Annotated in this window: 25 protein-coding genes and 2 tRNA genes; 3 read left to right on the top strand and 24 right to left on the bottom strand. The window is 61.8% G+C overall.

Annotated elements, in window-relative coordinates; all coding sequences use genetic code 11:
- Window positions 1-10: 10 nt before the first annotated feature.
- The 18 genes from ACO06R_RS09615 to ACO06R_RS09530 form a co-directional block, all read right to left on the bottom strand.
- On the bottom strand, window positions 11-1,531 hold the full coding sequence (locus ACO06R_RS09615; RefSeq protein ID WP_421859007.1) for an NADH-quinone oxidoreductase subunit M: 1,521 nt from the start codon (window positions 1,529-1,531) through the stop codon (window positions 11-13).
- The gene (gene nuoL / locus ACO06R_RS09610; RefSeq protein WP_421859005.1) at window positions 1,531-3,567 is read right to left on the bottom strand and encodes an NADH-quinone oxidoreductase subunit L; all 2,037 of its coding nucleotides are present in this window, start codon (window positions 3,565-3,567) and stop codon (window positions 1,531-1,533) included. The genes ACO06R_RS09615 and nuoL overlap by 1 nt, the downstream gene beginning before the upstream one ends.
- 7 nt (window positions 3,568-3,574) lie before the next feature.
- Window positions 3,575-3,883 carry an NADH-quinone oxidoreductase subunit NuoK gene (nuoK, locus tag ACO06R_RS09605; RefSeq protein ID WP_421859003.1) on the bottom strand — a complete coding sequence of 103 codons (309 nt, stop codon included), beginning with the start codon at window positions 3,881-3,883 and terminating at the stop codon, window positions 3,575-3,577.
- A gap of 5 nt (window positions 3,884-3,888) precedes the next feature.
- The gene (locus ACO06R_RS09600) at window positions 3,889-4,512 is read right to left on the bottom strand and encodes an NADH-quinone oxidoreductase subunit J (RefSeq protein ID WP_421859001.1); all 624 of its coding nucleotides are present in this window, start codon (window positions 4,510-4,512) and stop codon (window positions 3,889-3,891) included.
- 86 nt (window positions 4,513-4,598) lie between these two features.
- Window positions 4,599-5,090 (bottom strand): NADH-quinone oxidoreductase subunit NuoI, encoded by a 492-nt coding sequence (gene nuoI, locus ACO06R_RS09595; RefSeq protein ID WP_421858998.1) that lies wholly within the window; start codon window positions 5,088-5,090, stop codon window positions 4,599-4,601.
- Window positions 5,091-5,109: 19 nt separating this feature from the next.
- On the bottom strand, window positions 5,110-6,144 hold the full coding sequence (gene nuoH / locus ACO06R_RS09590; RefSeq protein ID WP_421858996.1) for an NADH-quinone oxidoreductase subunit NuoH: 1,035 nt from the start codon (window positions 6,142-6,144) through the stop codon (window positions 5,110-5,112).
- 39 nt (window positions 6,145-6,183) lie between these two features.
- Window positions 6,184-8,271, bottom strand: a complete 2,088-nt coding sequence (gene nuoG, locus ACO06R_RS09585; protein ID WP_421858994.1) for an NADH-quinone oxidoreductase subunit NuoG — start codon at window positions 8,269-8,271, stop codon at window positions 6,184-6,186.
- A gap of 22 nt (window positions 8,272-8,293) precedes the next feature.
- The gene (locus ACO06R_RS09580; protein ID WP_421858991.1) at window positions 8,294-8,752 is read right to left on the bottom strand and encodes a DUF3291 domain-containing protein; all 459 of its coding nucleotides are present in this window, start codon (window positions 8,750-8,752) and stop codon (window positions 8,294-8,296) included.
- Window positions 8,752-9,561, bottom strand: a complete 810-nt coding sequence (locus tag ACO06R_RS09575; protein ID WP_421858988.1) for an NADH-ubiquinone dehydrogenase — start codon at window positions 9,559-9,561, stop codon at window positions 8,752-8,754. The genes ACO06R_RS09580 and ACO06R_RS09575 overlap by 1 nt, the downstream gene beginning before the upstream one ends.
- 96 nt (window positions 9,562-9,657) lie before the next feature.
- Window positions 9,658-10,023: a hypothetical protein gene (locus tag ACO06R_RS09570; protein ID WP_421858985.1), complete on the bottom strand. Its 366-nt coding sequence runs from the start codon at window positions 10,021-10,023 to the stop codon at window positions 9,658-9,660.
- Between the two features lie 3 nt (window positions 10,024-10,026).
- Window positions 10,027-11,328, bottom strand: a complete 1,302-nt coding sequence (nuoF, locus tag ACO06R_RS09565) for an NADH-quinone oxidoreductase subunit NuoF (RefSeq protein WP_421858982.1) — start codon at window positions 11,326-11,328, stop codon at window positions 10,027-10,029.
- A gap of 12 nt (window positions 11,329-11,340) precedes the next feature.
- Entirely contained in the window at window positions 11,341-12,468 is a 1,128-nt protein-coding gene (locus ACO06R_RS09560) for an NADH-quinone oxidoreductase subunit E (RefSeq protein ID WP_421858978.1), read from the bottom strand.
- A complete protein-coding gene (locus tag ACO06R_RS09555) occupies window positions 12,468-13,658 on the bottom strand; it encodes an NADH-quinone oxidoreductase subunit D (protein ID WP_421858974.1) in 1,191 nt (396 codons plus the stop codon). The genes ACO06R_RS09560 and ACO06R_RS09555 overlap by 1 nt, the downstream gene beginning before the upstream one ends.
- Window positions 13,658-14,086 carry a GFA family protein gene (locus ACO06R_RS09550; RefSeq protein WP_421858971.1) on the bottom strand — a complete coding sequence of 143 codons (429 nt, stop codon included), beginning with the start codon at window positions 14,084-14,086 and terminating at the stop codon, window positions 13,658-13,660. Before ACO06R_RS09550 ends, ACO06R_RS09555 begins: the two co-directional genes overlap by 1 nt.
- 3 nt (window positions 14,087-14,089) lie before the next feature.
- Complete coding sequence (locus ACO06R_RS09545) at window positions 14,090-14,701, bottom strand: NADH-quinone oxidoreductase subunit C (RefSeq protein ID WP_421858968.1); 612 nt, start codon at window positions 14,699-14,701, stop codon at window positions 14,090-14,092.
- Window positions 14,702-14,728: 27 nt separating this feature from the next.
- Window positions 14,729-15,307 carry a NuoB/complex I 20 kDa subunit family protein gene (locus tag ACO06R_RS09540; protein WP_421858965.1) on the bottom strand — a complete coding sequence of 193 codons (579 nt, stop codon included), beginning with the start codon at window positions 15,305-15,307 and terminating at the stop codon, window positions 14,729-14,731.
- Window positions 15,298-15,663, bottom strand: coding sequence for an NADH-quinone oxidoreductase subunit A (locus tag ACO06R_RS09535; RefSeq protein ID WP_421858962.1), 366 nt, complete (start codon window positions 15,661-15,663; stop codon window positions 15,298-15,300). Before ACO06R_RS09535 ends, ACO06R_RS09540 begins: the two co-directional genes overlap by 10 nt.
- 277 nt (window positions 15,664-15,940) lie before the next feature.
- A tRNA-Asp gene (locus tag ACO06R_RS09530) sits at window positions 15,941-16,017 on the bottom strand.
- A 189-nt stretch (window positions 16,018-16,206) separates the two neighbouring features.
- Here ACO06R_RS09530 and ACO06R_RS09525 point away from each other — a divergent pair.
- Window positions 16,207-16,282, top strand: a tRNA-Val gene (locus ACO06R_RS09525).
- A 30-nt stretch (window positions 16,283-16,312) separates the two neighbouring features.
- On the opposite strand, the gene ACO06R_RS09520 is transcribed toward ACO06R_RS09525, so the two are convergent.
- From ACO06R_RS09520 to ACO06R_RS09510, 3 genes are all read right to left on the bottom strand, one after another.
- Window positions 16,313-17,755 carry a GMC oxidoreductase gene (locus ACO06R_RS09520; protein ID WP_421858960.1) on the bottom strand — a complete coding sequence of 481 codons (1,443 nt, stop codon included), beginning with the start codon at window positions 17,753-17,755 and terminating at the stop codon, window positions 16,313-16,315.
- Window positions 17,752-17,925: a hypothetical protein gene (locus ACO06R_RS09515; RefSeq protein WP_421858958.1), complete on the bottom strand. Its 174-nt coding sequence runs from the start codon at window positions 17,923-17,925 to the stop codon at window positions 17,752-17,754. Before ACO06R_RS09515 ends, ACO06R_RS09520 begins: the two co-directional genes overlap by 4 nt.
- Window positions 17,926-18,125: 200 nt before the next feature.
- Window positions 18,126-19,097 carry a hypothetical protein gene (locus ACO06R_RS09510; protein ID WP_421858956.1) on the bottom strand — a complete coding sequence of 324 codons (972 nt, stop codon included), beginning with the start codon at window positions 19,095-19,097 and terminating at the stop codon, window positions 18,126-18,128.
- Between the two features lie 252 nt (window positions 19,098-19,349).
- On the opposite strand from ACO06R_RS09510, the gene ACO06R_RS09505 reads away from it, so the two are divergent.
- Window positions 19,350-20,201 (top strand): D-alanyl-D-alanine carboxypeptidase family protein, encoded by an 852-nt coding sequence (locus ACO06R_RS09505; protein ID WP_421858954.1) that lies wholly within the window; start codon window positions 19,350-19,352, stop codon window positions 20,199-20,201.
- Between the two features lie 108 nt (window positions 20,202-20,309).
- Here ACO06R_RS09505 and ACO06R_RS09500 read toward each other — a convergent pair whose 3' ends face one another.
- Both ACO06R_RS09500 and lon read right to left on the bottom strand, forming a co-directional pair.
- On the bottom strand, window positions 20,310-20,585 hold the full coding sequence (locus tag ACO06R_RS09500) for an HU family DNA-binding protein (RefSeq protein WP_421858952.1): 276 nt from the start codon (window positions 20,583-20,585) through the stop codon (window positions 20,310-20,312).
- 191 nt (window positions 20,586-20,776) lie between these two features.
- Window positions 20,777-23,206 (bottom strand): endopeptidase La, encoded by a 2,430-nt coding sequence (lon, locus tag ACO06R_RS09495; protein WP_421858949.1) that lies wholly within the window; start codon window positions 23,204-23,206, stop codon window positions 20,777-20,779.
- A 391-nt stretch (window positions 23,207-23,597) separates the two neighbouring features.
- Here lon and ACO06R_RS09490 point away from each other — a divergent pair, with 391 nt between their 5' ends.
- On the top strand, window positions 23,598-24,773 hold the full coding sequence (locus tag ACO06R_RS09490) for an alpha/beta fold hydrolase (RefSeq protein WP_421858947.1): 1,176 nt from the start codon (window positions 23,598-23,600) through the stop codon (window positions 24,771-24,773).
- A gap of 55 nt (window positions 24,774-24,828) precedes the next feature.
- Here ACO06R_RS09490 and clpX read toward each other — a convergent pair whose 3' ends face one another.
- Window positions 24,829-26,115, bottom strand: a complete 1,287-nt coding sequence (gene clpX, locus ACO06R_RS09485; protein ID WP_421858945.1) for an ATP-dependent Clp protease ATP-binding subunit ClpX — start codon at window positions 26,113-26,115, stop codon at window positions 24,829-24,831.
- Window positions 26,116-26,253 lie beyond the last annotated feature (138 nt).

The following is a 26,253-nucleotide window of genomic DNA, read 5'->3' as shown; positions in this document are numbered from 1 at the left end:
GGCTCCCGGATCAGTGGGTTGTCAGCGCGACATCGCCGGCCACGCGGGCGGCCTCGAGAGCCGCGGAATAATCGGACAGCAACGCGTCGACTGACGCGCCGGTGACATCGAAGACCGGCGACGGATAGACGCCGAAGAAGATCGTCAACGCGATCAGCGGATAGAGTATCGCCTTCTCGCGGGTCGACAGGTCGAGCATCTGCTTCAGGCTTTCCTTGTCCAGTGCGCCGAAGACCACGCGGCGGTAGAGCCACAGAGCGTAGCCGGCCGACAGGATGACACCGGTCGTCGCGAACACCGCGATCCACGTATTGACTTGGAAGATGCCGATCAGCGTCAGGAACTCGCCAACGAAGCCGGACGTTCCCGGCAAGCCGACATTGGCCATGGTGAACACCATGAAGGCGACGGCATAACGCGGCATGATATTGACCAACCCGCCATAGGCGTCAATCTGGCGCGTGTGCATGCGGTCGTAGATGACGCCGACACACAGGAACAACGCGCCCGACACCAGGCCGTGCGACAGCATCTGGAAGATCGCGCCATCGACGCCATACTGGTTGGCCGTGAAGATGCCCATGGTCACATAGCCCATATGCGCGACCGAAGAATAAGCGATCAGTTTCTTGATATCTTCCTGCATCAGCGCCACAAGCGAGGTGTAGATGATGGCGATCACCGACAGCGTGAAGACAAGGTTCGCGAACTCCGCCGAGGCGATCGGGAACATCGCCAGCGAGAAGCGGATCAGCCCGTAGCCGCCGAGCTTTAGCAGGATGCCGGCCAAGATCACCGAACCGGCGGTCGGCGCTTCGACGTGTGCGTCCGGTAGCCAGGTATGCACCGGCCACATCGGCATCTTGACGGCGAACGAGGCGAAGAAGGCCAGCCACAGCCAAGTCTGCATCGAGGCCGGGAAGTCATGTGCCAGGAGATCCGGGATGCTCGTCGTACCCGCGTTCCAGTACATCGCCATGATGGCCAGCAGCATCAGCACCGAGCCGAGCAGCGTGTAGAGGAAGAACTTGAACGACGCATAGACCCGCCGCTTGCCGCCCCACACGCCGATGATGATGAACATAGGGATCAGGCCGCCCTCGAAGAACACGTAGAACAGCACGATATCCAGTGCGCAGAACACGCCGATCATCAGCGTTTCCAGCACCAGGAAGGCGATCATGTAGGCCTTGACGCGGTTCTGGATCGCGTCCCAGCTCGCCAGGATGCAAAGCGGCATCAGGAACGTCGTCAGGATGACGAACAGCATCGAGATGCCATCGACGCCCATGTGATACGAGATTCCGCTATCCAGCCACTGCGCCTTCTCGACGAACTGGAAACCCGGATCGCTGGTGTCGAACCCGATCCAGATCAGCAGCGAAATGACGAAGGTAAAGCCCGTCGTCAACAGCGACACCATGCGGATGTTGCGTTTGGCGATCTCGCTGTCATCGTTGATGAACAGGATGATCAGCACGCCGACGAGCGGCAGGAACGTAACAAATGAAAGGATTGGCATACCGGCCATCAGACGCTGCCCCCGAGCATCATCCACGTAACAAGCGCGGCGACACCGATCAGCATCGCGAACGCGTAATGATAGAGATATCCGGTCTGCAGCTGGACAACGCGGGCCGTCGCCAAACGGACGCGAGCCGCGATCCCGTCAGGCCCGAAGCCGTCGATCAGCCAGCCGTCGCCGCGCTTCCACAGGAAGCGGCCAAGCCGCATCGCCGGCTTGACGAACAGGAAGTCGTAAAGCTCGTCGATGTACCACTTGTTCAGGAGGAACTTGTAGAGGCCCTCGTGCTGGGCAGCCAGTTCCTTCGGCGTCTGCGGCGAGCGGATATACATGTACCAGGCGGTCACCAAGCCAAGCGCCATGACGATGAACGGGCTCCATTTGACCAGCGTCGGTACGTGATGGAACTCATCCAGAATATGGTTGCCCGGTCCTGCGTAAAGCGCGGTGCGCCAGAAGTCGTTGTAGTAGCCGGCATGATGCGGCGCGCCGTCGGCGTGGCCGGTAAAGGCCGAGTAGAACAGCACGCCCGCCAGCAATGCGCCCGCAGCCAGGATGTAGAGCGGTACCAGCATGACCGGCGGCGATTCATGCACGTGGTGCATGACATCGACGGAAGCGCGCGGCTTGCCGTGGAAGGTCATGAAGATCAGCCGCCAGGAATAGAAGCTGGTGAACAGTGCGGCGATCACCAGCATGCCGAAGGCGAACCCGGCAGCGGCGTTGTGACCCACAAAGGCGCTCTCGATGATCGCGTCCTTTGAGAAGAACCCGGCGGTGCCGATATAGGTGCCCGGAATGCCGACGCCGGTCAGCGCCAGTGTCCCGATCACCATCATCCAGTAAGTGGCCGGTATGTGTTTGCGCAGTCCGCCCATCTTGCGCATGTCCTGCTCGTCGGAGACGGCATGGATCACCGAGCCCGCGCCAAGGAACAGGAGCGCCTTGAAGAAGGCGTGCGTGAACAGGTGGAAAATACCCATGCCATAAGCGCCCACGCCGAGCGCCACGAACATGTAGCCAAGCTGCGAACAGGTCGAATAGGCAATCACGCGCTTGATGTCGTTTTGCACCAGGCCCACCGTTGCCGCGAAGAAGGCGGTAATCGCGCCAACGACCGTCACCACTGTCAACGCGGTCACGCTCAGTTCGAACAATGGCGACATGCGTGCGACCATGAAAACGCCGGCCGTCACCATGGTCGCGGCGTGGATCAGCGCGGAAACCGGTGTCGGGCCTTCCATCGCGTCCGGCAGCCAGGTGTGCAGCAGGAACTGTGCCGACTTGCCCATCGCGCCCATGAAAAGCAGCAGGCAGACGATCGTCAGCGCATCGGCCATTTGCAGGTGGTAGCCGAGGAAGCTCATCACCGCTTCGCCATGTTCGGCGGTGGCGCCATGCGCATCACCATGACCAACTGCCGGGACAATGTCGCCGGCCTGTGCGAAAATCACGTCGAAACTCACCGAGCCGAACAGTACGAACACGCCGAAGATACCGAGCGCGAAACCGAAGTCCCCGACGCGGTTGACAATGAACGCCTTCATCGCGGCAGAGTTGGCCGACGGTTTCTTGTACCAGAAGCCGATCAGCAGATAGGAGGCCAGGCCGACGCCCTCCCAGCCAAAGAACATCTGTACCAGGTTGTTCGACGTCACCAGCATCAGCATGGCAAAGGTGAACAGCGAGAGGTAGGAGAAGAAGCGCGGCCGGTCCGGATCGTGGTGCATGTAGCCGATCGAATAGATGTGCACCAATGCCGACACGGTGTTGACCACCACCAGCATGACCACGGTCAGGGTGTCGATCCGGAACGCCCAGCCGATATCGAGCCCGCCGGTCTGAATCCAGCGCGCCACCTCCACGGTGAACGGATCGCGCGAGGAGAAGGCGAAGGTCAGGAACGCGATCCACGACAGCACCGCCGCGATGACCATCAGGCCGGAGGTGATGTATTCGCAGGCCTTGGCGCCAAGCGAGCGTCCGAACAATCCGGCCAGCAGCGCCCCGATCAGCGGCAAGAAGACTATGGCGTGATACATGGCGCGATCAGCCCTTCATCATGTTGACGTCTTCGACCGCGATCGACCCGCGGTTGCGATAGAAGACGACGAGGATGGCCAGACCGATGGCCGCCTCCGCGGCGGCGACGGTCAGCACGAAAAACGCGAACACCTGGCCGACGAGGTCCTGCAGATGGGCGGAGAAGGCCACGAAGTTCAGGTTGACCGACAGCAGGATCAGTTCGACCGACATCAGGATGACGATGACATTCTTGCGGTTCAGGAAGATCCCGAACACGCCGATGACGAACAGCAGCGCGCTGACGGTCAGGTAGTGCGAGATAGTAATCGTCATCGCGGTCAGATCCCTTTGCCTGTCTCGACATCGACCACTTCGATCGCGGTTTCCGGCGTCCGCGCGACCTGGGCGCCGACTTCCTGGCGCTTCACATGGGGGCGCTGAGGGCGCAGTGTCAGCACGATGGCGCCAATCATGGCGACCAGCAGCACGATGCCGGCAATCTGGAAGAAGAAGATGTAGTCCGTATAAAGAATGTCGCCCAGCGCCGCCGTGTTGTGGCGCACCGCCGGGTCCGGGGTCGGCAACGCGGTTTCCGCCGGCCGTTCGATGGTGAATGCCGATCCGGCCAGCACGATCAGCAACTCGCCGGCCAGCACCACGCCGACGATCGCGCCGATGGGCGCATATTCAAGTGCGCCGCGCTTCATCGACGCGAAGTCGATATCGAGCATCATGACCACGAACAGGAACAGGACCGCGACCGCGCCGATATAGACGACGAGCAGGATCATGCCGAGGAATTCCGCGCCGGTGAGCACGAACAGCGCCGCGGCGTTGAAAAACGTCAGGATGAGATAGAGCACCGAATGCACCGGATTGCGCGCGGCGATCACCATGAAGGCACTCGCAACGGCGACGAAGGCGAAGAGGTAAAAGAACGCCGCCCCTAGACCCGTTATCATGATCGCTTCCCCGATCTCCTTGTCACCGCCGCGGCGTTGCACCGCGTCCGGTCCGCATCCTCCAGGGATGCTGTTGCAGTGCACCTCTAGCGGTACGGCGAATCCAGCGCGATATTGCGTGCAATCTCGCGCTCCCAACGGTCGCCGTTCTCCAGAAGCTTGTTTTTGTCGTAGTAGAGTTCCTCACGGGTTTCCGTAGCGAACTCGAAATTCGGTCCCTCGACGATCGCGTCGACCGGGCAGGCTTCCTGGCAGAAACCGCAATAGATGCATTTCACCATGTCGATGTCGTAGCGCACGGTGCGCCGCGTGCCGTCATTGCGGCGCGGGCCGGCCTCGATGGTGATTGCCTGTGCCGGGCAGATCGCCTCGCACAGCTTGCAGGCAATGCAGCGCTCTTCGCCGTTCGGATAACGGCGCAGCGCATGCTCGCCGCGAAAACGCGGGCTGATCGGTCCCTTCTCGAAGGGATAGTTGATCGTGAACTTGGGCTGGAAGAAGCGCCGCATCGTCAGGAAAAACGCGCCGATGAACTCTACCAGCAACAGCGACTTGGCGGCTTGTGCGATCGTGGTCATTTCAACATGCCTCCCCGGATCAGGCCCAGCCGGTCAGTTTCAAAAACGCTGCCGTTGCGACGACCATGAACAGCGACAGCGGCAGGAACACCTTCCAGCCAAGCCGCATCAGCTGGTCGTAGCGGTAGCGCGGCACGAATGCTTTGACCATCGCGAACATGAAGAAGCAAAGCGACAGCTTGAGGACAAACCAGAACACGCCCGGCAGCCATGTAAACGGTGCGAAGTCGAACGGCGGCAGCCAACCGCCGAGGAACAGGATCGTCATCAGGGCGCACATCAACAGGATGGCGATGTACTCACCCAGCATGAACAGCATGTACGGCGTCGACGAGTACTCGATCATGTGACCGGCGACGAGCTCGGATTCCGCCTCCACCAGATCGAAGGGCGGGCGGTTGGTCTCGGCGAGCGCCGAGATGAAGAAAATCACGAACATCGGAAGCAGGCCAAGCCAATGCCAGTCGAGGAACGAGTTCGGCAGGCCGAAATGCGTGCCGATGCCTTCGCGCTGCGCCAGCACGATGTCGGTCAGGTTGAGCGACCCGACGCACAAGAGCACGGTGACGATGACGAAACCGATCGACACCTCGTAGGAAACCATCTGCGCGGCCGACCGCAGCGCGCCAAGCAGCGGATATTTCGAGTTGGATGCCCAACCGGCCATGATCACGCCGTAGACCTCGAGCGACGAGATCGCGAAGACGTAGAGAATGCCGACATTCAGCGAGGCAATCGCCCAGCCTTCATTGACCGGGATCACCGCCCATGCGGCAAGCGCCAGCACGGCCGAGATGAACGGTGCGAGCAGGAACACGCCCTTGTTTGCGCCAGCCGGGATGACCGGTTCCTTGAAGACGAATTTCAAAAGGTCGGCAAAGGACTGCAAAAGCCCCCACGGACCGACCACGTTGGGGCCGCGCCGCGACTGGACAGCCGCCCAGATCTTGCGGTCGGCATAAAGAATGAACGCCGTGAACACCAACAGCGCGACCAGCAGCACCAGCGACTGCAGGACGATGATGAGCCCGGGAATGACGTAGGTATCAATCATCGTTGCGGTCCGTCCCCTTGCATGACCTGTCCCCTGTCATCATTCCGCCGCCTGTTGGAAACCGTTGCGCGCCAGGCTGGAACACTCCGCCATGACGGTGGAAGCCCGGGCAATCGGATTGGTCAAATAGAAGTCTTTGACAGGCGATGCAAACGCCGTCTTGCCCAATCGCCCGCCTTTTTTCGCAACTGCAGCAATATCGGCTGCGTCGCCGGCGGAAATGGTGCCGATCTCGGCCAGATGCGGGTGTGTTTCATAGAGAATGCCGCGCAACTGGGCGAGCGAATCGAACGGCAGGCGGTGGCCGAGTACATCGGACAGTGCCCGAAGGATCGCCCAGTCCTCACGGGCATCGCCCGGTGCAAAGCCGGCCCGGTTGGTCAACTGCACGCGGCCTTCGGTGTTGACGAAGGTCGCCGATTTCTCGGTATAGGCGGCCGCCGGCAGGATGACATCGGCATGATGTGCGCCGACATCGCCATGCGTGCCGATATAGACGGTGAAACCGCCAGCCTTGCGCTTGCGCATGTCCAGTTCGTCGGCGCCGAGCAGGAACAGCACGTCGCTTTCGGCGACCATCTTCGCCGCGTCGAGGCCACCCTCGCCCGGCACGAAGCCGATATCGAGACCCCCGGCCCGCGAGGCCGCCGCATGCAGCACCGCGAAACCGTTCCAATCGTCCGAAACCGCGCCCACCGCTTCGGCCAGCTTGCCGGCCAGTCCGAGGACCGCCATGCCGTCGCCGCGCGCCACTGCACCGGAGCCGACGATGATCAGCGGCTTCTTGGCGCGCTTCAAGACCTTGTGGAACTTGTGGGCCGGATCGGCGACCTCTTTCAGCGTTTCCGGTCCGGCGCCGAGCAAATCGTAATCGTAGCGCAACTCACCCGCGTCGCCGATCACGCCGATCGGCAAGTTGCTGGCGCGCCAGGTCTTGCGGATGCGCGCATTGAGCACCGCCGCCTCAAAGCGCGGATTGGCGCCCACGATCAAAATGGCGGCGGCGTCCTCGATACCCTCGATGGTCGGATTGAACAGATAGGATGCGCGCCCCAGCGACGGATCGAGCGCCGATCCGTCCTGCCGGCAGTCGATGTTGGCCGAGCCGAGCGACGCCATCAATTTCTTGAGCGCAAACATCTCTTCCACGCCCGCAAGATCGCCGGCGACCGCGCCAATGGCCTCGCCGGACTTGCCGACAACCGCGCCCTTGATCGCCGCAAAAGCATCCGCCCAGGACGCCGGCGCCAGCCGTCCGTCTTCACCGCGCACATACGGGCGATCAAGACGCTGCGTGCGCAGCCCGTCCCAGATGAAGCGCGTCTTGTCGGAGATCCACTCCTCGTTCACCGCCTCGTTGACGCGCGGCATGATGCGCATCACTTCGCGGCCGCGCGTGTCGACGCGGATCGCCGAGCCGACCGCGTCCATCACGTCGATGGATTCGGTCTTCGACAGTTCCCACGGACGCGCCTGGAAGGCATAGGGGCGCGACGTCAGCGCGCCGACCGGGCACAGGTCGATGACATTGCCCTGCAGTTCAGACGTCATCGCCTCTTCGAGATAGGTGGTGATCTCGGCGTCCTCGCCACGCCCGATCAGGCCAAGCTCGGAAATCCCGGCGACTTCGGTGGTGAAGCGGACGCAGCGCGTGCAGTGGATGCAGCGCGTCATGATCGTCTTGACCAGCGGGCCGATATATTTGTCTTCGACGGCGCGCTTGTTTTCCTGGTAGCGCGAGGAATCGACGCCAAACGCCATCGCCTGGTCCTGAAGGTCGCATTCGCCGCCCTGGTCGCAGATCGGACAATCCAACGGGTGGTTGATGAGCAGGAACTCCATCACCCCTTCGCGCGCCTTCTTGACCATCGGCGTGTTGGTGAACACCTCCGGCGGTTCGCCGTTCGGGCCGGGCCGCAGGTCGCGCACGCCCATGGCGCAGGAGGCCGCCGGCTTGGGCGGTCCGCCCTTCACCTCGACCAGGCACATGCGGCAGTTTCCGGCAATCGACAGCCGCTCATGGAAACAGAAGCGCGGAACCTCCGCTCCGGCATCCTCGCACGCCTGAAGCAGCGTGTAGTGATCGGGTACTTCGATCTCGTTGCCGTCGACCTTGATCAGAGCCATGTTCCGAATTCCAGTTTCCGTATTATCCGCAGCGCTGAGACTGCCAGAGTTTGATATGCGGCAGGTGCGACCAGCCGAACGCATAGTCGCTGTCACCGTGCCGGTCCAGATGGTCGAGCCGCTCTTTTGCTTCCGCGAGATCGGGCTTGTGGCCTTCCTCGACCCACCACATGACAAGATGGTGCGATTTCATCGCGGAAAACCATTCCTGCCGGCGGTTGTAAAACCGCTTGTGCACGGTATTCCAGACGAATGTCTCGAGATGTTCAGGGGTTTCCCACACCGTCATGTTGGCGATCGCGTCCGGCCACGGCGTCGGTATCGACGACGCATGGCCGGACTCGTCAGTAAGCATCCAGACGAAGCCCGGCATCGAGGCGCCAAGGCTGTTGATCCGCACCAGATTGTCGACAAAGTCGGCCATCCTGGGATCGTCTAGCCCGTATTTGGGCACCGCGATATTGAGCTGCGCCAGATGCATCAGGCCTTGCCCTTCCCCGCCAGTTCGGCAGCCTGGGCGATCCATTCATCGCGCTCGATGCGGCCCTTGAAGCCGAGCGTGTCGTCGACCCAGGCAATCTCTTCCGGCTTCCAGCCGGCGATCTGCGTATAGGTCCAGACACCAAGCCCGTTGAGTACCTGCTCCAGCTTCGGACCGACACCCGAAATCGCCTTCAAATCGTCCGGCTGTTCCGGCCGTGCGATGCCCTTCGGCTTGACGAAGTCCTCCGGCATCACCGGTGCTGCGGTTTCCGCTTCGGCCACGGTCTCGATAGCGACCGGTTCCGCCTCGATCGGCGGCGCCGATGCGATCACCAGTTCCGGCTCCCGCTTCGGCTCTGCCACCGGCGCCGGTGCGGCTTTGGGTGCGGCCTTTTTGGCGGCGGGTTTCTTGGCCGCCGGCTGTTCTTCCGGTGCTTTCGCCCCCGTCTTTTCCTCAAACGAGCCGGTTGCCCAGTCGAAGTTCAGCGGATTGGCGAGCCCGAAGGGTTCGGACCGTCCACCGGTACTCTCTGAAGCCAGCATATCGGACGCTTTCATGGCGCCTGCCATCGTTCCGGCCATCATGCCGAGCATCTGGCTTGCCATGCCCATGCCGATCGCCGAGGCCGCGGCGAAAGCGCCCATCGGGTGCGCGGCCAGATTGGCCATGCCGGAAAATTGCGGATTGGCGCCGACAGACATCCACCGAACTGCTTCGTTTTGCAGTTCGGCCATGCCTTCCACATAGGCTGTAAGCGGATCATCGGCCATGGTCATCGCTTCTTTCGGGTCATTCAACTTCGACATTGCTCTCTCCTTGGATTGCATCTGTCCGTTTCCTTCCCCCCCTGCCTTTCGCGTTTCCTCGTTCGGCGGTTGGTTCCACCATAATAAATTTCGACATCAGAGGCCGTGAAAATCCGCCATCTTCGCCCAGAAGATACCGAAAGATATCCCCATCCCGGCCATCAGTATCCCGATATTGAGCATCGCCACGCCCCCCGGTTTGCCGGCGGTCATTCTGTTCACCGCAAAGACAAAGAACAAAGCGGTCAACCCAACATAAATCACACTGCTTATCGTGGAGGTTGCCGTCCTTTCCGCACTTGCATCCAGGAAGGGAAGCAAATTCACGACCCGGTGGATCTGCATGCTCAAAAACAACGCGCCCATCCCGAGCACTACCCCGATATACGGCCCGATGATTGATACCGAAGCCAAGACCAGCAGCACCATCAACAGCGTGACTATCAGCGTGCTCGAGTGCATCGGTTACTCCGCCGCGACCAGTGCCGGCGTCTCGTGCGCATTGCGTGAAAACTCGTCGATGCGACGCTCGATCTCCGGCCGGTAGTGCCGGATCAGGCCCTGGATCGGCCAGGCCGCCGCGTCGCCGAGCGCGCAGATCGTGTGGCCTTCCACCTGCTTGGTGACATCCAGCAGCATATCGATCTCGCCCTTGTGGGCATTGCCGACCACCATGCGCTCCATCACGCGCCACATCCAGCCGGTGCCCTCACGGCACGGCGTGCACTGGCCGCAGCTTTCGTGCTTGTAGAAGTAGCTGAGCCGCGCGATCGCTTTGACCACATCGGTCGACTTGTCCATGACGATGACGGCCGCCGTGCCGAGGCCCGACTTCAGCGCCTTCAGCGAGTCGAAATCCATCGGGCAGTCGATGATTTCCTCCGCCGGCACCAAAGGCACCGACGAGCCGCCGGGAATGACGCAAAGCAGGTTGTCCCAGCCGCCGCGAATGCCGCCGCAATGGCGGTCGATCAACTCGCGAAACGGGATCGACATCTCTTCTTCGAAGGTGCACGGATTGTTGACGTGGCCGGAGACGCAGAACAGCTTGGTGCCGGTGTTGTTCTCCTTGCCGAAGCCGGCGAACCACGCGCCGCCACGGCGCAGGATGGTCGGCGCGACGGCAATCGACTCCACATTGTTGACCGTGGTCGGACAGCCATAAAGCCCGACATTGGCCGGGAATGGCGGCTTCAGCCGAGGTTGGCCCTTCTTGCCTTCCAGACTTTCCAGCAGCGCTGTCTCCTCGCCGCAGATATAAGCGCCGGCGCCGTGGTGGACATAGACGTCGAAGTCCCAGCCGCACTTGTTGTTCTTGCCGAGCAAGCCGGCGTCATAGCACTCGTCGATCGCCGCCTGCAGCGCCTCGCGCTCGCGGATGTATTCGCCGCGAATGTAGATGTAGGCGGCATGTGCGCCCATGGCGAAACCGGCAATCACACAGCCCTCGATCAGCGTATGCGGATCGTGGCGCATGATGTCGCGGTCCTTGCAGGTGCCCGGCTCGGATTCGTCGGCATTGACGACGAGATAGTGCGGTCGGCCATCGGACTGCTTGGGCATGAACGACCATTTCAGGCCGGTCGGGAAGCCGGCGCCGCCACGGCCGCGCAGGCCGGACGCCTTCATCTCGGAGATGATCCAGTCCTTGCCCTTCTCGATCAGCCCCTTGGTGTCGTCCCAGTGACCGCGCGCCATCGCGCCCTTCAGGCTCTTGTCGCGCAAGCCGTAAATGTTGGTGAAAATGCGATCCTTGTCAGCGAGCATCACTCATTCCCCTCAACGCGGCTTCTTGCCGAACACGCGGACATATTCGTCCACACCGCCCTTGGCGAGAGCCTTGGCCTGCTTCACCCAGTCGTCGCGGTCGATGCGGCCCTTGAACTTCAGGTAGCCGTCGACCCATTCGCGCTCTGCCTTCTTCCAGCTTGCGACCTGCGCGAAGGTGTAGATACCGAGCGAATGCAACACGCCTTCCAGCTTCGGCCCGACACCGGAGATCAGCTTCAGGTTGTCTGGCGTCTCCGGTTTCTCGATGGCCGCCGGGCGGTTCTTGTCGTCCAGCGACGGCTGCGCGGCCGGTTTGGCGGCTGCCTTCGCTGCAGGCTTGGCGCGGCCCGAAGCGGTCGCCGCGACCTTCATGGTGGAGTTGCCGCCGGCAACGGTCTTGGCCGGCGCGGCGTCCTTCGGCTCGACAGCCTTGGCCGAACTCGCCACTTTCAGCGTCGAGTTGGCTTCGCTCAGGTCCGCCGCGGCTTTCTTGGCGCGCGCCTTTGGCTTGGCGGCAGGCGTCGGCGTGTCATCCAGCAGCGTGACCGGGCCGCCGAACGGCGCCGAATAGATGCGGTCGACCTGCGGTCCCGGTGTGACCGTGTCGCCCTTGCCGGCCTCGAAGGCGGCGATGATTTCTTCCAGGCGCTCCGGGGTCAGGTCCTCATAGGTGTCCTTGCCGATCATCACCATCGGCGCGTTGACGCATGCGCCCTGGCATTCGACCTCTTCCCACGACAGCGCACCGTCTTCGCTGAGCGCGAATTGATCATGCGCGATCCGGTTGCGGCAGACCTTCTTCAATTCCTCCGCGCCGCGCAGCATGCACGGCGTGGTGCCGCAAACCTGCACATGCGCCTTGGTGCCGACCGGCTGCAGTTGGAACTGCGTATAGAAGGTGGCGACCTCCATAACCCGGATCTTCGGCATGTCGAGCTTCTCGGCGATGTGCTCGATTGCGGCGCGCGTCACCCAGCCATCCTGTTCCTGGGCCAGCATCAGCAGCGGAATTACCGCCGACTGCTCGCGGCCCTTCGGATACTTGGCGATCCACCTTTTGGCCTCGGCGGCCATGGCGCGGTTGAAAGCGAAGCTCTCCGGCTGGACGCTTTCTTCTGCGAGACGACGAACGGACATTAGCGGTCCACCTCACCAAACACGATATCGAGGGAGCCGAGCACGGCGGAGACATCGGCCAGCATGTGGCCGCGGCAAAGGAAATCCATCGCCTGCAGATGCGCGAAACCCGGCGCGCGCAGCTTGCAGCGATACGGCTTGTTCGAACCGTCGGACACGAGATAGACGCCGAACTCGCCCTTCGGCGCCTCGACGGCCGCATAAACCTCGCCCGCCGGCACGTGATAGCCTTCGGTATAGAGCTTGAAGTGGTGGATCAGCGCTTCCATCGAGCGCTTCATCTCGCCACGCTTCGGCGGCACGACCTTGCCGTCGATGTTGGAAACCGGCCCTGTTGCCTCGGAGCCCAGCAGCCGGTCGACGCACTGCCGGATGATGGAGGCGGACTGGCGCATCTCTTCCATGCGGATCACGTAACGGTCATAGCAGTCGCCGTTCTTGCCGATGGCGATCTGGAATTCCATCTCGTCGTAGCATTCATAGGGCTGCGCCTTGCGCAAATCCCACTTGGCGCCCGAACCGCGCACCATCACGCCGGAGAAGCCCCGCGCCCAGGCATCTTCCAGCTTGACGACGCCGATATCGACATTGCGCTGCTTGAAGATGCGGTTGCCGGTCAACAGCCCGTCGAGTTCATCGACCACCTTGAGGAACGGATCGATCCAATTGCCAATGTCCTCGACCAGTTGCTGCGGCAGGTCCTGGTGCACGCCGCCGGGCCTGAAATAGGCCGCATGCATACGCGCGCCACAGGCGCGCTCGTAGAACACCATCAGCTTTTCACGCTCCTCGAAGCCCCACAGCGGCGGGGTCAGCGCGCCGACGTCGAGCGCCTGCGTGGTGATGTTGAGGATGTGCGAGAGGATGCGGCCGATCTCCGAAAACATCACGCGAACCAACTGGCCGCGCTTCGGCACTTCGATGTCGAGCAACCGCTCGACCGCCAGCGCAAAGGCGTGCTCCTGGTTCATCGGCGCGACATAGTCGAGCCGGTCGAAGTAAGGCACCGCCTGAAGATAGGTTTTTTGCTCGATCAGCTTTTCGGTGCCGCGATGCAGCAGGCCGATATGCGGGTCGACGCGTTCGCAGACCTCGCCGTCGAGTTCCAGCACCAGACGCAGCACGCCGTGCGCGGCCGGGTGCTGCGGCCCGAAGTTGATGGTGAAGTTTCGGACATTGTGCTCGGTCATCAGGCCTGGCCTCCGGGCGGCGCGAACATCGCGAAGATTTCGGCCTCGGTCATCTTCTTGGTCTCATTGGCAAATGCGTAGCTCTCCGGCTTGCAATCGTGAAACACTTCTAGCTTCAGCGGAAAGTCGCCGGGATTTTCGAACACATGCACGGAAACCTGGTTGTGCTTGCCGTCCTGCGTGCGCCAGACCAGCGAGGAACCGCATTCCTTGCAGAACAGCCGCTCGCCCCATTCGCTGCCGCGATAGACACCGATGGGGCTACCGTCAACGATCGCAAGCGTATCGCCGCAATCAACGGTCATCAGCACGCCGCCGGTCCAGTGCCGGCACATCTCGCAGTGACACGCCGCCGACGTCATGCGCTGGGGCACCGCCGTCAGCCGGCAGGCTCCGCAAAGGCATTTGCCGTTCAGCGCCTCGCCCATCGCTCAGCCCTTTGCCTTTTCGTCGCCCGGAAGCACGTAGTCGGTGCCTTCCCAGGGCGACAGGAAGTCGAAATCGCGAAATTCCTGGCGTAGCTTCACCGGCTCGTAGACGACGCGCTTCTGTTCATCGTCGTAACGCACCTCGACAAAGCCGGTCAGCGGGAAGTCCTTCCTCAGCGGATGGCCTTCGAATCCGTAGTCCGTCAAGAGACGACGCAGATCCGGATGTCCGGAGAACAGAATGCCGTACATGTCATAGGTTTCGCGCTCGAACCAGTCGGCGCCTGGAAACACCGGAACGGCGCTTGGTACCGGCGTGTCCTCGTCGGTCTGCACCTTGATGCGCAGCCGCTGGTTCAGCGTCGGTGACAACAGGTGATAGACCACGTCGAAACGCTTGGCGCGGCCCGGATAGTCGGCACCGCAGATATCGATGATCGACACGAATTTCAGCTGCACGTCGTTGCGCAGGATCGTCAGCAAGTCGATCAGCGCGCCCGGATCGACGGACATCGTCATCTCGCCGAAGGCGATCTCGGTCTCGTAGTCGAACCCTTCCAGGGCGTCAACCAGTGTGTTGGCGAGGTCGTTCAGGGTCTCTGGCGAAGGCACCATCGGTTCAAGAGCTCCGTTTGCCGGCGGTCAGCGTTCGATCGTGCCCGTGCGGCGGATTTTCTTCTGCAGCATCAACACGCCGTAAAGCAGCGCCTCGGCGGTCGGCGGACAGCCGGGAACATAGATATCGACCGGCACGACCCGGTCGCAGCCACGCACCACAGAGTAGGAATAGTGATAGTAACCGCCGCCATTGGCGCATGATCCCATCGAGATCACGTAGCGCGGCTCGGGCATCTGGTCATAGACCTTCCGCAGTGCCGGCGCCATCTTGTTGGTCAGCGTGCCGGCGACGATCATCACATCGGACTGGCGTGGCGATGCGCGCGGCGCGAAACCGAAGCGCTCGCAATCGTAGCGCGGCATCGACATCTGCATCATCTCTACGGCGCAGCATGCCAGACCGAAGGTCATCCACATCAGCGACCCGGTGCGCGACCAGTTGATCAGCTCGTCGGTCGAGGTGACAAGAAAGCCCTTGTCGGCCAGTTCGTTGTTGATCTCTCCGAAGAAGGGATCTTCGGCCCCGACGGGCTTGCCGGTCTTCGGATCGATGACGCCCTTGGGCGCCGGCGCAACCAGCGTTCCGGTGTCGCTCAATCCCATTCCAGCGCTCCCTTTTTCCATTCGTAGATGAATCCGACTGTCAGCACGCCGAGAAAGACCATCATCGACCAGAAGCCGAGCATGCCGATTTCACCGAACGAAACCGCCCACGGAAACAGGAACGCGACCTCAAGATCGAAAATAATGAAGAGGATCGCCACCAGATAGAAGCGGGCGTCGAACTTCATGCGCGCATCGTCGAACGCGTTGAAGCCGCACTCATAGGCCGACAGCTTCTCCGGGTCGGGATTCCTGTATGCGACAATGAACGGTGCCACCAGAAGCGCGCCGCCGATGACAGCGCAGATCGCAAGGAAAATGATAATCGGCAGGTAGGATGCGATTACAGCGTCCATGATTATGACTACACCTGTATACTGCGCGGCGCTGGCGCCGATGTCGCGGCTCGCGAAGCAATCGCGAAACGGTCCCCCGCCGCAGTTCCGATGTGCACCGGTTAGACCCTGGAAGCGTTCTACGCAAGTGCAACATGGGGCAAAATCGGTGAGACTTTCGGACACAGCCACGCGGCCGCACGCGACCGGCCTTACCGGAATGCGCCGGCGGCGGCGGCACTACGGATCGAACGACCCGGAAAACGGTCGGATTGTCGGGAAATGTCCATGTTAAACATGGCGCGAGTGACGGGGCTCGAACCCGCGACCTCCGGCGTGACAGGCCGGCACTCTAACCAACTGAGCTACACCCGCGCGGCGCTCCGGCGTCAGCCGAAGCGTGAGCGGTCACTTAAGCGGTTCCCGATACCCTGTCAAGCAGCCGGATCGGCGGTTCATGACGATTTTTCGACAACCTTGCCGCCGCCGCAAATCCGGCGTTGGACGAGCCCGCGCGAGCGCTTGCATCGCGCCGGTATCGCGATTAGATACGAGCCAAGGTCAGGGCGGTTAGCTCAGTTGGTAGAGCGCTTCGTTTACACCGAAGATGTCGGGAGTTCGAGCCTCTCACCGCCCACCATTTTCCTGACAATGAGATCCCAAACCGGCCTTACGCTGCGTTGCCGGCCAGATGCGCGCCGAGGCGCTCGGCGAATGCGACAAGGGTCATTGTCGGGTTGGCGTAACCGCCGGTCGCGAAAATCGACGATCCGGCGACATAGAGGTTGGCCATGCCATGCACCCGGCAGTCGGCATCGACGACCCCGGTGCGTGCATCCGCGCTCATCCGCGTGCCACCCATATGGTGATAGCCGAAGCCCCAGCTGCCATTGTCTGCGGGATAGTCGCCGCCGCCCAGCACCCACGGATCGAGCCGCACGCGGCCGATCTCGCCGGCAGCGAACGCCGCGCCGACCAGTTTTATTCCCTCTGTCAGCGTCTTGCGCTCCAGTTCGCCCTTGCGCCAGTGCAGTTCCGGGCGTGGCACGCCTGCCGCATCCGTGTCGGCCAGCGACAGCGTGACATGGTTGTCGTAGGCCGGCGCCTGCTCCCAGGCCATCAACACGCGCGCGCCGCAGATGACATTTGTGCCCGCCTGCTGCAGCAGCCACTCCCCGGCCCCGCCCGCAGTGCAGGCGAGATCGGCGATAATGCGTTTCGTGCCGTAATAATCGTGCGGCTCGACAATGGCGGTGAAGTTCATCACCCCGGCCTCGCGCATCATGGCGTCGCTCGGTGCGAAGAAAGCGGTGCCGTCCTCGTCGGGGCGGATCGCCTCGGTGTTCCAGATCACCGTTTCGGCGCTGTAAAACTCCGGATGCTCCATCCAGTAGCGCCCGAGTGCCCGCGCATCGGGCACCACCGGGTCCGGCGAAACCAGGTTCGACCACAAAAGCAGGCGCGAATTCTCGATACCGCCGGTCGCAACCACGAAACGCTGCGCCTTCAGTTCTCCTGCCGTCCGGCCATTGGAGTGCAGGTTTGCCGCCGTCACCTGCCGGCCTTCGGCCTTCAGATCCGTGGCATAGGTGTTGAGCACGACCGCCACATTGGCGCTTGTTTCCAGCTCTTCGCGAAACTTGTCGCCGAAACGCACCGGCTCGCTGCGGATCAGGTCGATGCGCTCAAGCCCTGTGGCAACCGCACGGTTCGGCTTGAATTCCGGCAATTCGAGGATGTCCTGTGCAGCCGGAACGTAGGGTTCGATCGCGTCCAGTCCGACCGGCCATCCGCTGTTGGGGATCCAGTCGCGCGCCTCGAAGTCGCGCCGGTCGAGCATCCGGCACCAGCCGGTCCAGTGACCCGACGTGCCGCCGAGATAGCGCAGCCGCGCCGCATCGAGATCGGCATAGGCGTCGCCGAACACCCGGCCGCGGTAGAAATCCTGCGAAGCATCGGAATAGTCTTTGCCGCCGGCGTCGAGCAGCACGCAGGGCACACCCGCCGCGTCCAACCGCCGCGCCACGGTGACACCGGCCGGTCCGGCGCCGATCACCGCGACCTGCGGCGCAAAGCCGGAGGCGCGATAGGCGTCGATATCGGGAAAGATCATGAGTGGCCGCTCCTGTCCAGATCGCTCTGCCTGAGCACCCAGCCGTCGCGCAACACCAGCCGGTCGAAGATCGCCGCCGTCACCGGGGCGAAAACGCCTGCCGCCGCCGTCGCCGCGATACCGCAAAGCAACGCGCGCCTGTGAAACCGGAATGTCGTGACCTGCAGCATCCGCAAACCTCTCTGCAGGCGAGAAAACACCGCCGGGTTATAAAGACGCGTTAATGGAATTGGGCGCTCGCGCAGCTTGGTTAAAGCGCGGTCAAGGCGATTTGGAAAACCGCCATCGATCGCGTGGCGGCCTGACAACGAAAAACACCGGGCGATGATCCGCCCGGCGTTTCCAATAACGGGTAATTTTCAGGCTGCCATCAATTGAACTCGTCGGCGTTGGTGACCGGTGCGCGGAAGTTTGGCGTCTTGAACGGCAGCCGTTTGTCGTTAAGCTTGATCTTCACGCCGAGCATGAAGGTGTGAAGTATGGTGCGCTCTATCGCGTTTGGCCCTTCATCGACACGTACAAAGTCGCCCTGATAACCGGCGAACCAGTTGACCCGGGTGTTGGGGATCGGCGCCTCGTACTGCACCGCCCACTGAACCCAATCCGAAGGATCATCGTTGTTACCGCCACCCGAAGGCCCTTCGAAGTCACCCCACCCATAAGCTGCGCTCGCCTCGATCACGCCGGGGCCAACTTCGTATTCGCCGCCTCCGCGCACGAAGAACATGTTGTCCAGTTCGTCGTCGTCATTTTGCAATCCGAACAGCGCACCCCCCTGGAAGAACAGATTGTCGCGCCTCACCTCTGCGCCGAATCCGGCCACACTTGAGCCGCCAGGCTGGGCGTGATTGCCATGCCCAATCAGTGTGCCAAACACGCCGACATCGTAGGGCCCGTATTCGGTAACCAGATGCGCGCCCACCGCGCCATAGATCGCAGGATCGTCCCGGTTTGCCGAGTTGGAATTGGTCTCCTCGTGGTAGTCGATTGTACCGTCGACAATCACCGACCAGTTCGGCGAGAACGCATATTGCGCGCCGGCATAACCACCAACGCCGAATACCGTTGCACAGTACTCGGTCGCACCACTGTCGCAATCATTCCCGTTGATCGACGTATTCGTCGGCGTGACGACCGACCCCCACCCGGCGATCTCCCCGGCGATGATGCCCGAGTAGAAGGTTTCAGCCGGCACGATGTCGTCTGCCGCAGATGCGGCCTGCACGAAAGCAATTCCGGCGACCGTCGATACCAAAATTTTTCGATAAAACAGCATGAAAGAATCCTTCCTCGCGCGACGCTGCGCCTGTTTTTCGGATTTATGATTTCCCCTATACTCCACAAGCGACCCAAAATCATTTTTTGGCGCGCGTCGCCGCGTTGGTTTTTGGGACCTTGTTGCCCTAGAGCAACATATCACCACGCAATACTTCGTCACCTTCTTCCAAGGTGCCGCCGCCCTGATGCATCCTTGCAACGCCCGCCGTCATTCTGCCCCATTGCCCAATTCGTGCCCCCGCCCCTGCTGGACAGGGCCGCCGCCCATGCTGTTGAGTGCGGCCTGCCGTGAAATGTGATTCCCGTTAGACCGCCAATGCACAAACGCCTTAGCCGCCGTTCGTTCCACGCGCTTGTCGCAAGCGCAGCCGTGCTGGCGCTGACCGCCTGCTCTACCTCTTCCGTGCTGGAGATCCCGGAACCGCAGGCCGATCCGCAGAAATATGCGGCCATCGTCATCGACGCCAAGGATGGTTCGGTGCTGTATTCGCGGGCAGCCGATCAGCTGCGCTACCCGGCTTCGCTGACCAAGATGATGACGCTTTACCTGATGTTCGAGGCGCTGGAGAGCGGCCGGCTGTCGCGCAACTCCCAGATCCCCATTTCGGCGAACGCGGCGCGCAAGCCGGCATCGAAGCTATACCTGAAAGCCGGGCAGTCGATCGATGTCGACACCGCGATCCGGTCGCTGGTGGTCAAGTCGGCCAACGATGTCGCCACCGGCGTCGCCGAACACCTTGCCGGCAGCGAGGCGGCGTTTGCCCGGCAGATGACCGCCAAGGGCCGGCAACTGGGCATGCGCTCGACCGTGTTCACCAATGCGTCGGGCCTGCCGGACACGAAAATGCGCACCACGGCGCGCGACATGGCGGTGCTGTCGCTAGCCCTGCGCCGCGACTTCCCGCAATACTACAGCTACTTCTCGCTGCGCAGCTTCCAGCATGGCGGCAAGCAGATCACCGGCCACAACAAGGTCCTTGAACAGGTGGCCGGCGCCGACGGCATCAAGACCGGCTATGTCCGCGCCTCGGGCTACAATCTCGCCACCTCGATGCGGCGCGGCGGCAAGTCGCTGGTGGCCGTGGTGATGGGCGGCGATTCCGGACGCGCCCGCGACGCGCACATGGCGCAGCTTCTGTCCGCGTCGCTGAAGAAAGCCAGCCGTTAGAGCGTTTCCCGCAACGACAAACGAAAAACGCGGCCGCCTTTCGGCCGCCGCATTTCAAAGTCCGGAGATCGTCGCCGGGCTGCTCGCAGCCCGTTCGCAACCGGTAGATCAGCCGTTGAGCGCGTCCTTCAGGCCCTTGCCGGCCGAGAACTTCGCGACCTTCTTGGCCGGGATGTCGACCGGGGCACCGGTCAGCGGGTTACGGCCGGTGGTCGCTGCGCGATGGTTCACACCGAAATTGCCGAAGCCAAGAATGCGTACGTCCCCGCCGGACTTCAGTGTTTCGGTGATGGTTTCGAACAGGGCGTCCACTGCGGATACGGCATCGCCTTTGGTCAAGCCGGCCTTTTCCGCCACGGCGGCAGCGAGTTCGTTCTTGTTCATTTTCTGTATCCTTCTTCAATCGAGTCGATGGCCGCTGCCGAAGTTTCCCTTGCGTCCAGCCGCACCGATAGCATGCGGACCATATAGGGATTCGATGCGAAGCCGAAGCGACGAGATTGGAAAATGCTTTGAATTTCAACAAAAAACGCCGCAAATCTGCGGCGTTTTCTGTCGTTTTGGTCAAAAACTTGTCAATGCGCCAGATTCGGCAAGTTGTCGTCATCTATCTGTGAAACATCGGGTGTCGTTGATTCGACCGCCGCGTCCCACTCGATCGGCTCCAAATTGCCGGTCAGTGCGTGATCCAGAACCTGCCCGATTCGGCTAACCGGGATGATTTCGAGCTCGTTCTTGACGTTCTCGGGGATGTCGGCGAGATCCTTGACGTTGTCCTCGGGGATCAGCACCGTCTTCATGCCGCCGCGCAGCGCGGCGAGCAGCTTCTCCTTCAAGCCGCCGATCGGCAGGACCCGGCCGCGCAGCGTGATCTCGCCGGTCATGGCGATGTCGCGGCGCACCGGAATACCGGTCATCACCGACACGATCGCGGTCGCCATGGCGATGCCGGCCGACGGACCGTCCTTCGGTGTCGCGCCCTCCGGCACGTGCACGTGGATGTCGGTCTTGTCGAACACCGGCGGCTTGATGCCAAAATCGATGGACCGCGAGCGCACATAGGATGCGGCCGCCGAAATCGATTCCTTCATCACGTCGCGCAGGTTGCCGGTGACGGTCATCTTGCCCTTGCCGGGCATCATCACGCCTTCGATCGTCAGCAATTCGCCGCCGACCTCGGTCCATGCAAGCCCGGTGACGACGCCGATCTGGTCCTCGCCCTCGACCTGGCCGAAGCGGAAGCGCGGCACGCCGAGATAGTCGTCGAGATTGTCCGGCGTCACCTCGATGGTCGTCTTGTCGGAGCGCAGGATCTCGGTCACCACCTTGCGGGCCACGGTCATCAGCTCACGTTCGAGGTTCCTGACACCCGCCTCGCGGGTATAGGTGCGGATGACCTCGCGCAGCGCATCGTCGGTGATCGAGAACTCGCCGTCCTGCAGCGCGTGGTTGCGCACGGCCTTGGGCAGCAGGTGGCGCTTGGCGATTTCCACCTTCTCGTCTTCGGTGTAACCGGCGATGCGGATGATCTCCATGCGGTCCATCAGCGGCGCCGGGATGTTGAGCGTGTTGGCGGTGGTGATGAACATCACATCCGACAGATTGTATTCAACCTCCAGATAGTGGTCCATGAAGGTCGAGTTCTGTTCCGGATCAAGCACCTCCAAAAGCGCCGACGACGGATCGCCGCGGAAATCCATGCCCATCTTGTCGATCTCGTCGAGCAGGAAGAGCGGATTGGACTTCTTGGCCTTCTTCATCGACTGGATCACCTTGCCGGGCATCGAGCCGATGTAAGTCCGCCGGTGACCGCGGATTTCCGCTTCGTCGCGCACGCCGCCGAGCGCCATGCGCACGAATTCGCGGCCGGTCGCCTTGGCGATCGACTTGCCGAGCGAGGTCTTGCCCACGCCGGGCGGGCCGACGAGGCACAGGATCGGCCCCTTCAGCTTGTGCTGGCGCTTCTGCACGGCGAGATACTCGACAATGCGCTCCTTGACCTTGTCGAGGCCGTAATGGTCGGCGTCGAGCACCTCCTGGGCGACATCGAGATCGTATTTGACCTTGGAGCGCCGGCTCCACGGGATCGACAGCATCCAGTCGAGATAGTTGCGCACCACGGTCGCTTCCGCCGACATCGGGCTCATCTGCTTGAGCTTCTTCAGTTCGGCATTGACCTTCTCGCGCGCTTCCTTGGTGAACCGCGTCTTGGCGATGCGCTCCTCGAGTTCGGACAGTTCGTTATGTCCGTCCTCGCCGTCGCCCAGTTCCTTCTGGATCGCCTTCATCTGCTCGTTGAGATAGTATTCGCGCTGCGTCTTCTCCATCTGCCGCTTGACGCGGCTGCGAATGCGCTTTTCCACCTGCAGCACCGAAATCTCGGATTCCATGTGGCCGAGCGCCTTTTCCAGGCGCGCCTTGACGCTTGGGGTCTCGAGGATTTCCTGCTTTTCGCTGATCTTCACCGAGAGATGCGAGGCGACCGTATCGGCCAGCTTCGACGGTTCCTCGATCTGCGTGACGGCGGCAACGATGTCGGGCGAGATCTTCTTGTTCAGCTTGACGTAGTTCTCGAACTCCGAGATCACCGAACGCGACAGCGCCTCCAGTTCGACAGCGTCTTCCTCTTCTTCGAAAACCGGTTCGGCATAGGCTTCAAGATGCGTCTCGCATTCGTTGAAGCGGTCGATCTGCATGCGCGCGACGCCCTCGACAAGCACCTTGACCGTGTTGTCGGGCAGTTTGAGAAGCTGCAGGACATTGGCGACTGTACCGTATCGGTAGATGGCATCCGGCGACGGATCGTCGTCGGCGGCGTCCTTCTGCGTCGCCAGAAGTATCTGGCGGTCGTTCTCCATCACGTCTTCAAGCGCGCGGATCGACTTCTCGCGCCCGACGAAGAGCGGGACGATCATGTGCGGGAAAACAACGATATCGCGCAACGGCAGCACGGCAAAAAGCCCGTGTTCACCATCCGCGGCTGTTTTCGTTTCGGCTTCGGCCATTACGGTTTCCTTTCGTGCCTTTTCGGCTTCTTCGCGCCGCCCGTGCCTTTTGGCCCCGGTGCGGCAGACTGTTTGAATCTGGCGCTCGCGCGGTGCAATTTCAACGCCCGCCGCGGATTGGAATCGAAACCAGTGTTGCCGCGATACGCGAATCCCGCAATGCGGCAAAAAAGTATCCCAAAGAAAAGGGCGGCGTTTGCTTAACGCCAATCGGATTGCACCGGCACCGCCATCCGCCGGTATGGCGCCTTCGCCCGGCTTTCTAACCCGGATGCGACAATAATGACCATTGTTTTTGTATGCCGCCATCGTTGTAGAAAAGCCGCCGACCCACCATCTTTATATTGTTGACCCTTGGTAAAGATGGGGGTTGAAGATGAAACACCTAATCATGAACTTGACGCTTGCGCTATCCGTGGCGTTCGCGGCTTCCGCCAGCGCCGAAATGATCGATGGCGCGAAGTTCCGCAAGATCGAGGAAGGCGCCTGGTATCACCCGGTCGAACCGGCGGACTGGGCCTACAGCGGCGCCGATGAACAGACGATTTATCGCGTGCTCGAGCGCATCGAAACCGCGTCCGGCGAGCGCGCCAATCCCGACCAGCCCGATACCGTGATCGCCTACGGCCCCGGTCACTGGGTCTACGAGTTCACCGCTGCCGGCAACGAAGCGATGGCCGCAGGCAAATACCAGGCCGCCATCGTCTATTATCACACGGCAGCCGCCCCGCATCTCGGCACCCCCGAACAGACCGCCGCGCTGGAGAAGGCCTATGACGCCTATGCGGCGGCGATGCGCGGTATCGGCCACTACGAGGAGGTCGAAATCGGCTACATGGGCGGCCGGTTCACCGCTCATCTGCATCTTCCCGATGGCGACGGGCCGTTTCCGCTGTTGGTGATGTCCAACGGGTCCGATGTGTCGAGTGTCATGACGCTCAGCTACTACGCCGAACATCTGGCGCCCAAGGGCATTGCCTTTCTGACGCTCGATCTGCCCGGCATGGGCCACAGCGCAGCCTTCGACGCCGGCGACGGCAATCTTCAGAAACTGCACGTCGCCGCGCTCGAATGGGCGTTCGCGCAGGACACCTTCGACCGGGACAACGTCTTCCTGCAGGGCATCAGCATGGGCGGAGCCGCTGCCGCCAGCGTCCTGCTCGGCCATCCCGAGTTCGATCTGGCCGGCGTGATCTATGTCTGCGGGCCGCTGCACGACCTGTTCGTTGCGCCACCGGAATCCTATGCCAGCTTCCCGAAGTTCACGGTCGATGGCACCAAGACGCGGCTCGGCCTGCCCACGGATGCCGACAACATGGAATTCGCGCACCTGTTCCGCGCATGGTCGGTCGACAAGTTCGGTTTTTTCGACGAGACGCCGATCGAAACGCCGTTCCTGGCGATCAACACCAATGACGATCCGGTCGCCCCGGTTGAAGAAATGGACCGCATCCTCGCCCGGACCACGCATGGCGAACGCGTCGTGTTCGACATGCCCGGCCACTGCCCGCCCGATCATCTGCGTGAGATGATCGCGTCGCACTGGATCGTGAAGAACCTGCGCTAGAGCGTGTAAAAAAAGGCCGGGAAACCGGCCTTCTTCGTTCGTTATGCGCGGTCCGTCAGGCGGACGCGTTTTCCTTGTCCTCGGCACGGTCCGCATAGATGTAGAGCGGACGGGCGCTGCCCGAGACGACCTCCTCGGAGATGACGACCTCGCGCACGCCTTCCAGCGCCGGCAGTTCGAACATCGTGTCGAGAAGGATCGATTCCATGATCGAGCGCAGGCCGCGCGCGCCGGTCTTCCTTTCGATCGCCTTGCGGGTGATCGCGCGCAGCGCGTCCTCGTGGAAGATCAGGCTGACATCCTCCATCTCGAACAGGCGCTGATACTGCTTGACCAGCGCGTTCTTCGGTTCGGTCAGGATCTTGACCAGCGCGTCTTCGTCGAGGTCCTCCAGCGTCGCCAGCACCGGCAGGCGGCCGACGAATTCCGGGATCAGGCCGAAACGCAGCAGATCCTCGGGCTCGACCTTGCGGAACAATTCGCCGGTTTTGCGATCTTCGGGCGAGTCGACGGTTGCCGAAAAGCCGATCGAGGTATTGCGGCCGCGATCCGAGATGATCTTGTCGAGGCCGGCGAACGCGCCGCCGCTGATGAACAGGATATTGGCCGTGTCGACCTGCAGGAACTCCTGCTGCGGGTGCTTGCGGCCGCCCTGCGGCGGCACCGAGGCGACCGTGCCTTCCATGATCTTCAAAAGCGCCTGCTGAACGCCTTCGCCCGACACGTCTCGTGTGATCGACGGATTGTCCGACTTGCGGCTGATCTTGTCGATCTCGTCGATATAGACGATGCCGCGCTGGGCGCGCTCGACATTGTAGTCCGAAGACTGCAACAGCTTCAGGATGATGTTCTCGACGTCCTCGCCCACGTAACCGGCTTCGGTCAGCGTGGTGGCGTCGGCCATCGTGAACGGCACGTCGATGATGCGCGCCAGCGTCTGGGCGAGCAGCGTCTTGCCGCAGCCCGTCGGGCCGATCAAAAGGATATTCGACTTCGCCAGTTCGACATCGTCGTTCTTCTCGGCATGCGCCAGGCGCTTGTAGTGGTTGTGCACGGCCACCGACAGGATGCGCTTGGCATGGCTCTGGCCGATCACGTAATCGTCCAGCACCTCCTGGATTTGTTGCGGCGTCGGCACGCCCTCCTGGCTCTTGACCATGGAGGACTTGTTCTCCTCGCGGATGATGTCCATGCACAGTTCGACGCATTCGTCGCAGATGAACACCGTCGGTCCCGCGATCAGCTTGCGTACTTCGTGCTGGCTCTTGCCGCAGAACGAACAGTAAAGGGTGTTCTTGCTGTCACCGCCGCCATTACCGCCGCTATTGCCGACCTTGCTCATTCTCATTCCTTTCCCGGGACCGCGCATCTTCCGGCAGACTGCTGAACGGATTCAGCCATTATCGGTCCGGTGCAACCGCAATTCCATTCGTACACATAAACGCGTCATGTGCAACGATCCGACAATTTTCTTTACCGA

The organism is Oricola sp., assembly GCF_965230365.1.
Lineage (GTDB): Bacteria > Pseudomonadota > Alphaproteobacteria > Rhizobiales > Rhizobiaceae > Oricola.
The sequence above is the reverse complement of the archived record's forward strand: the minus strand, read 5'-3'. Positions and strand labels throughout refer to the sequence as shown.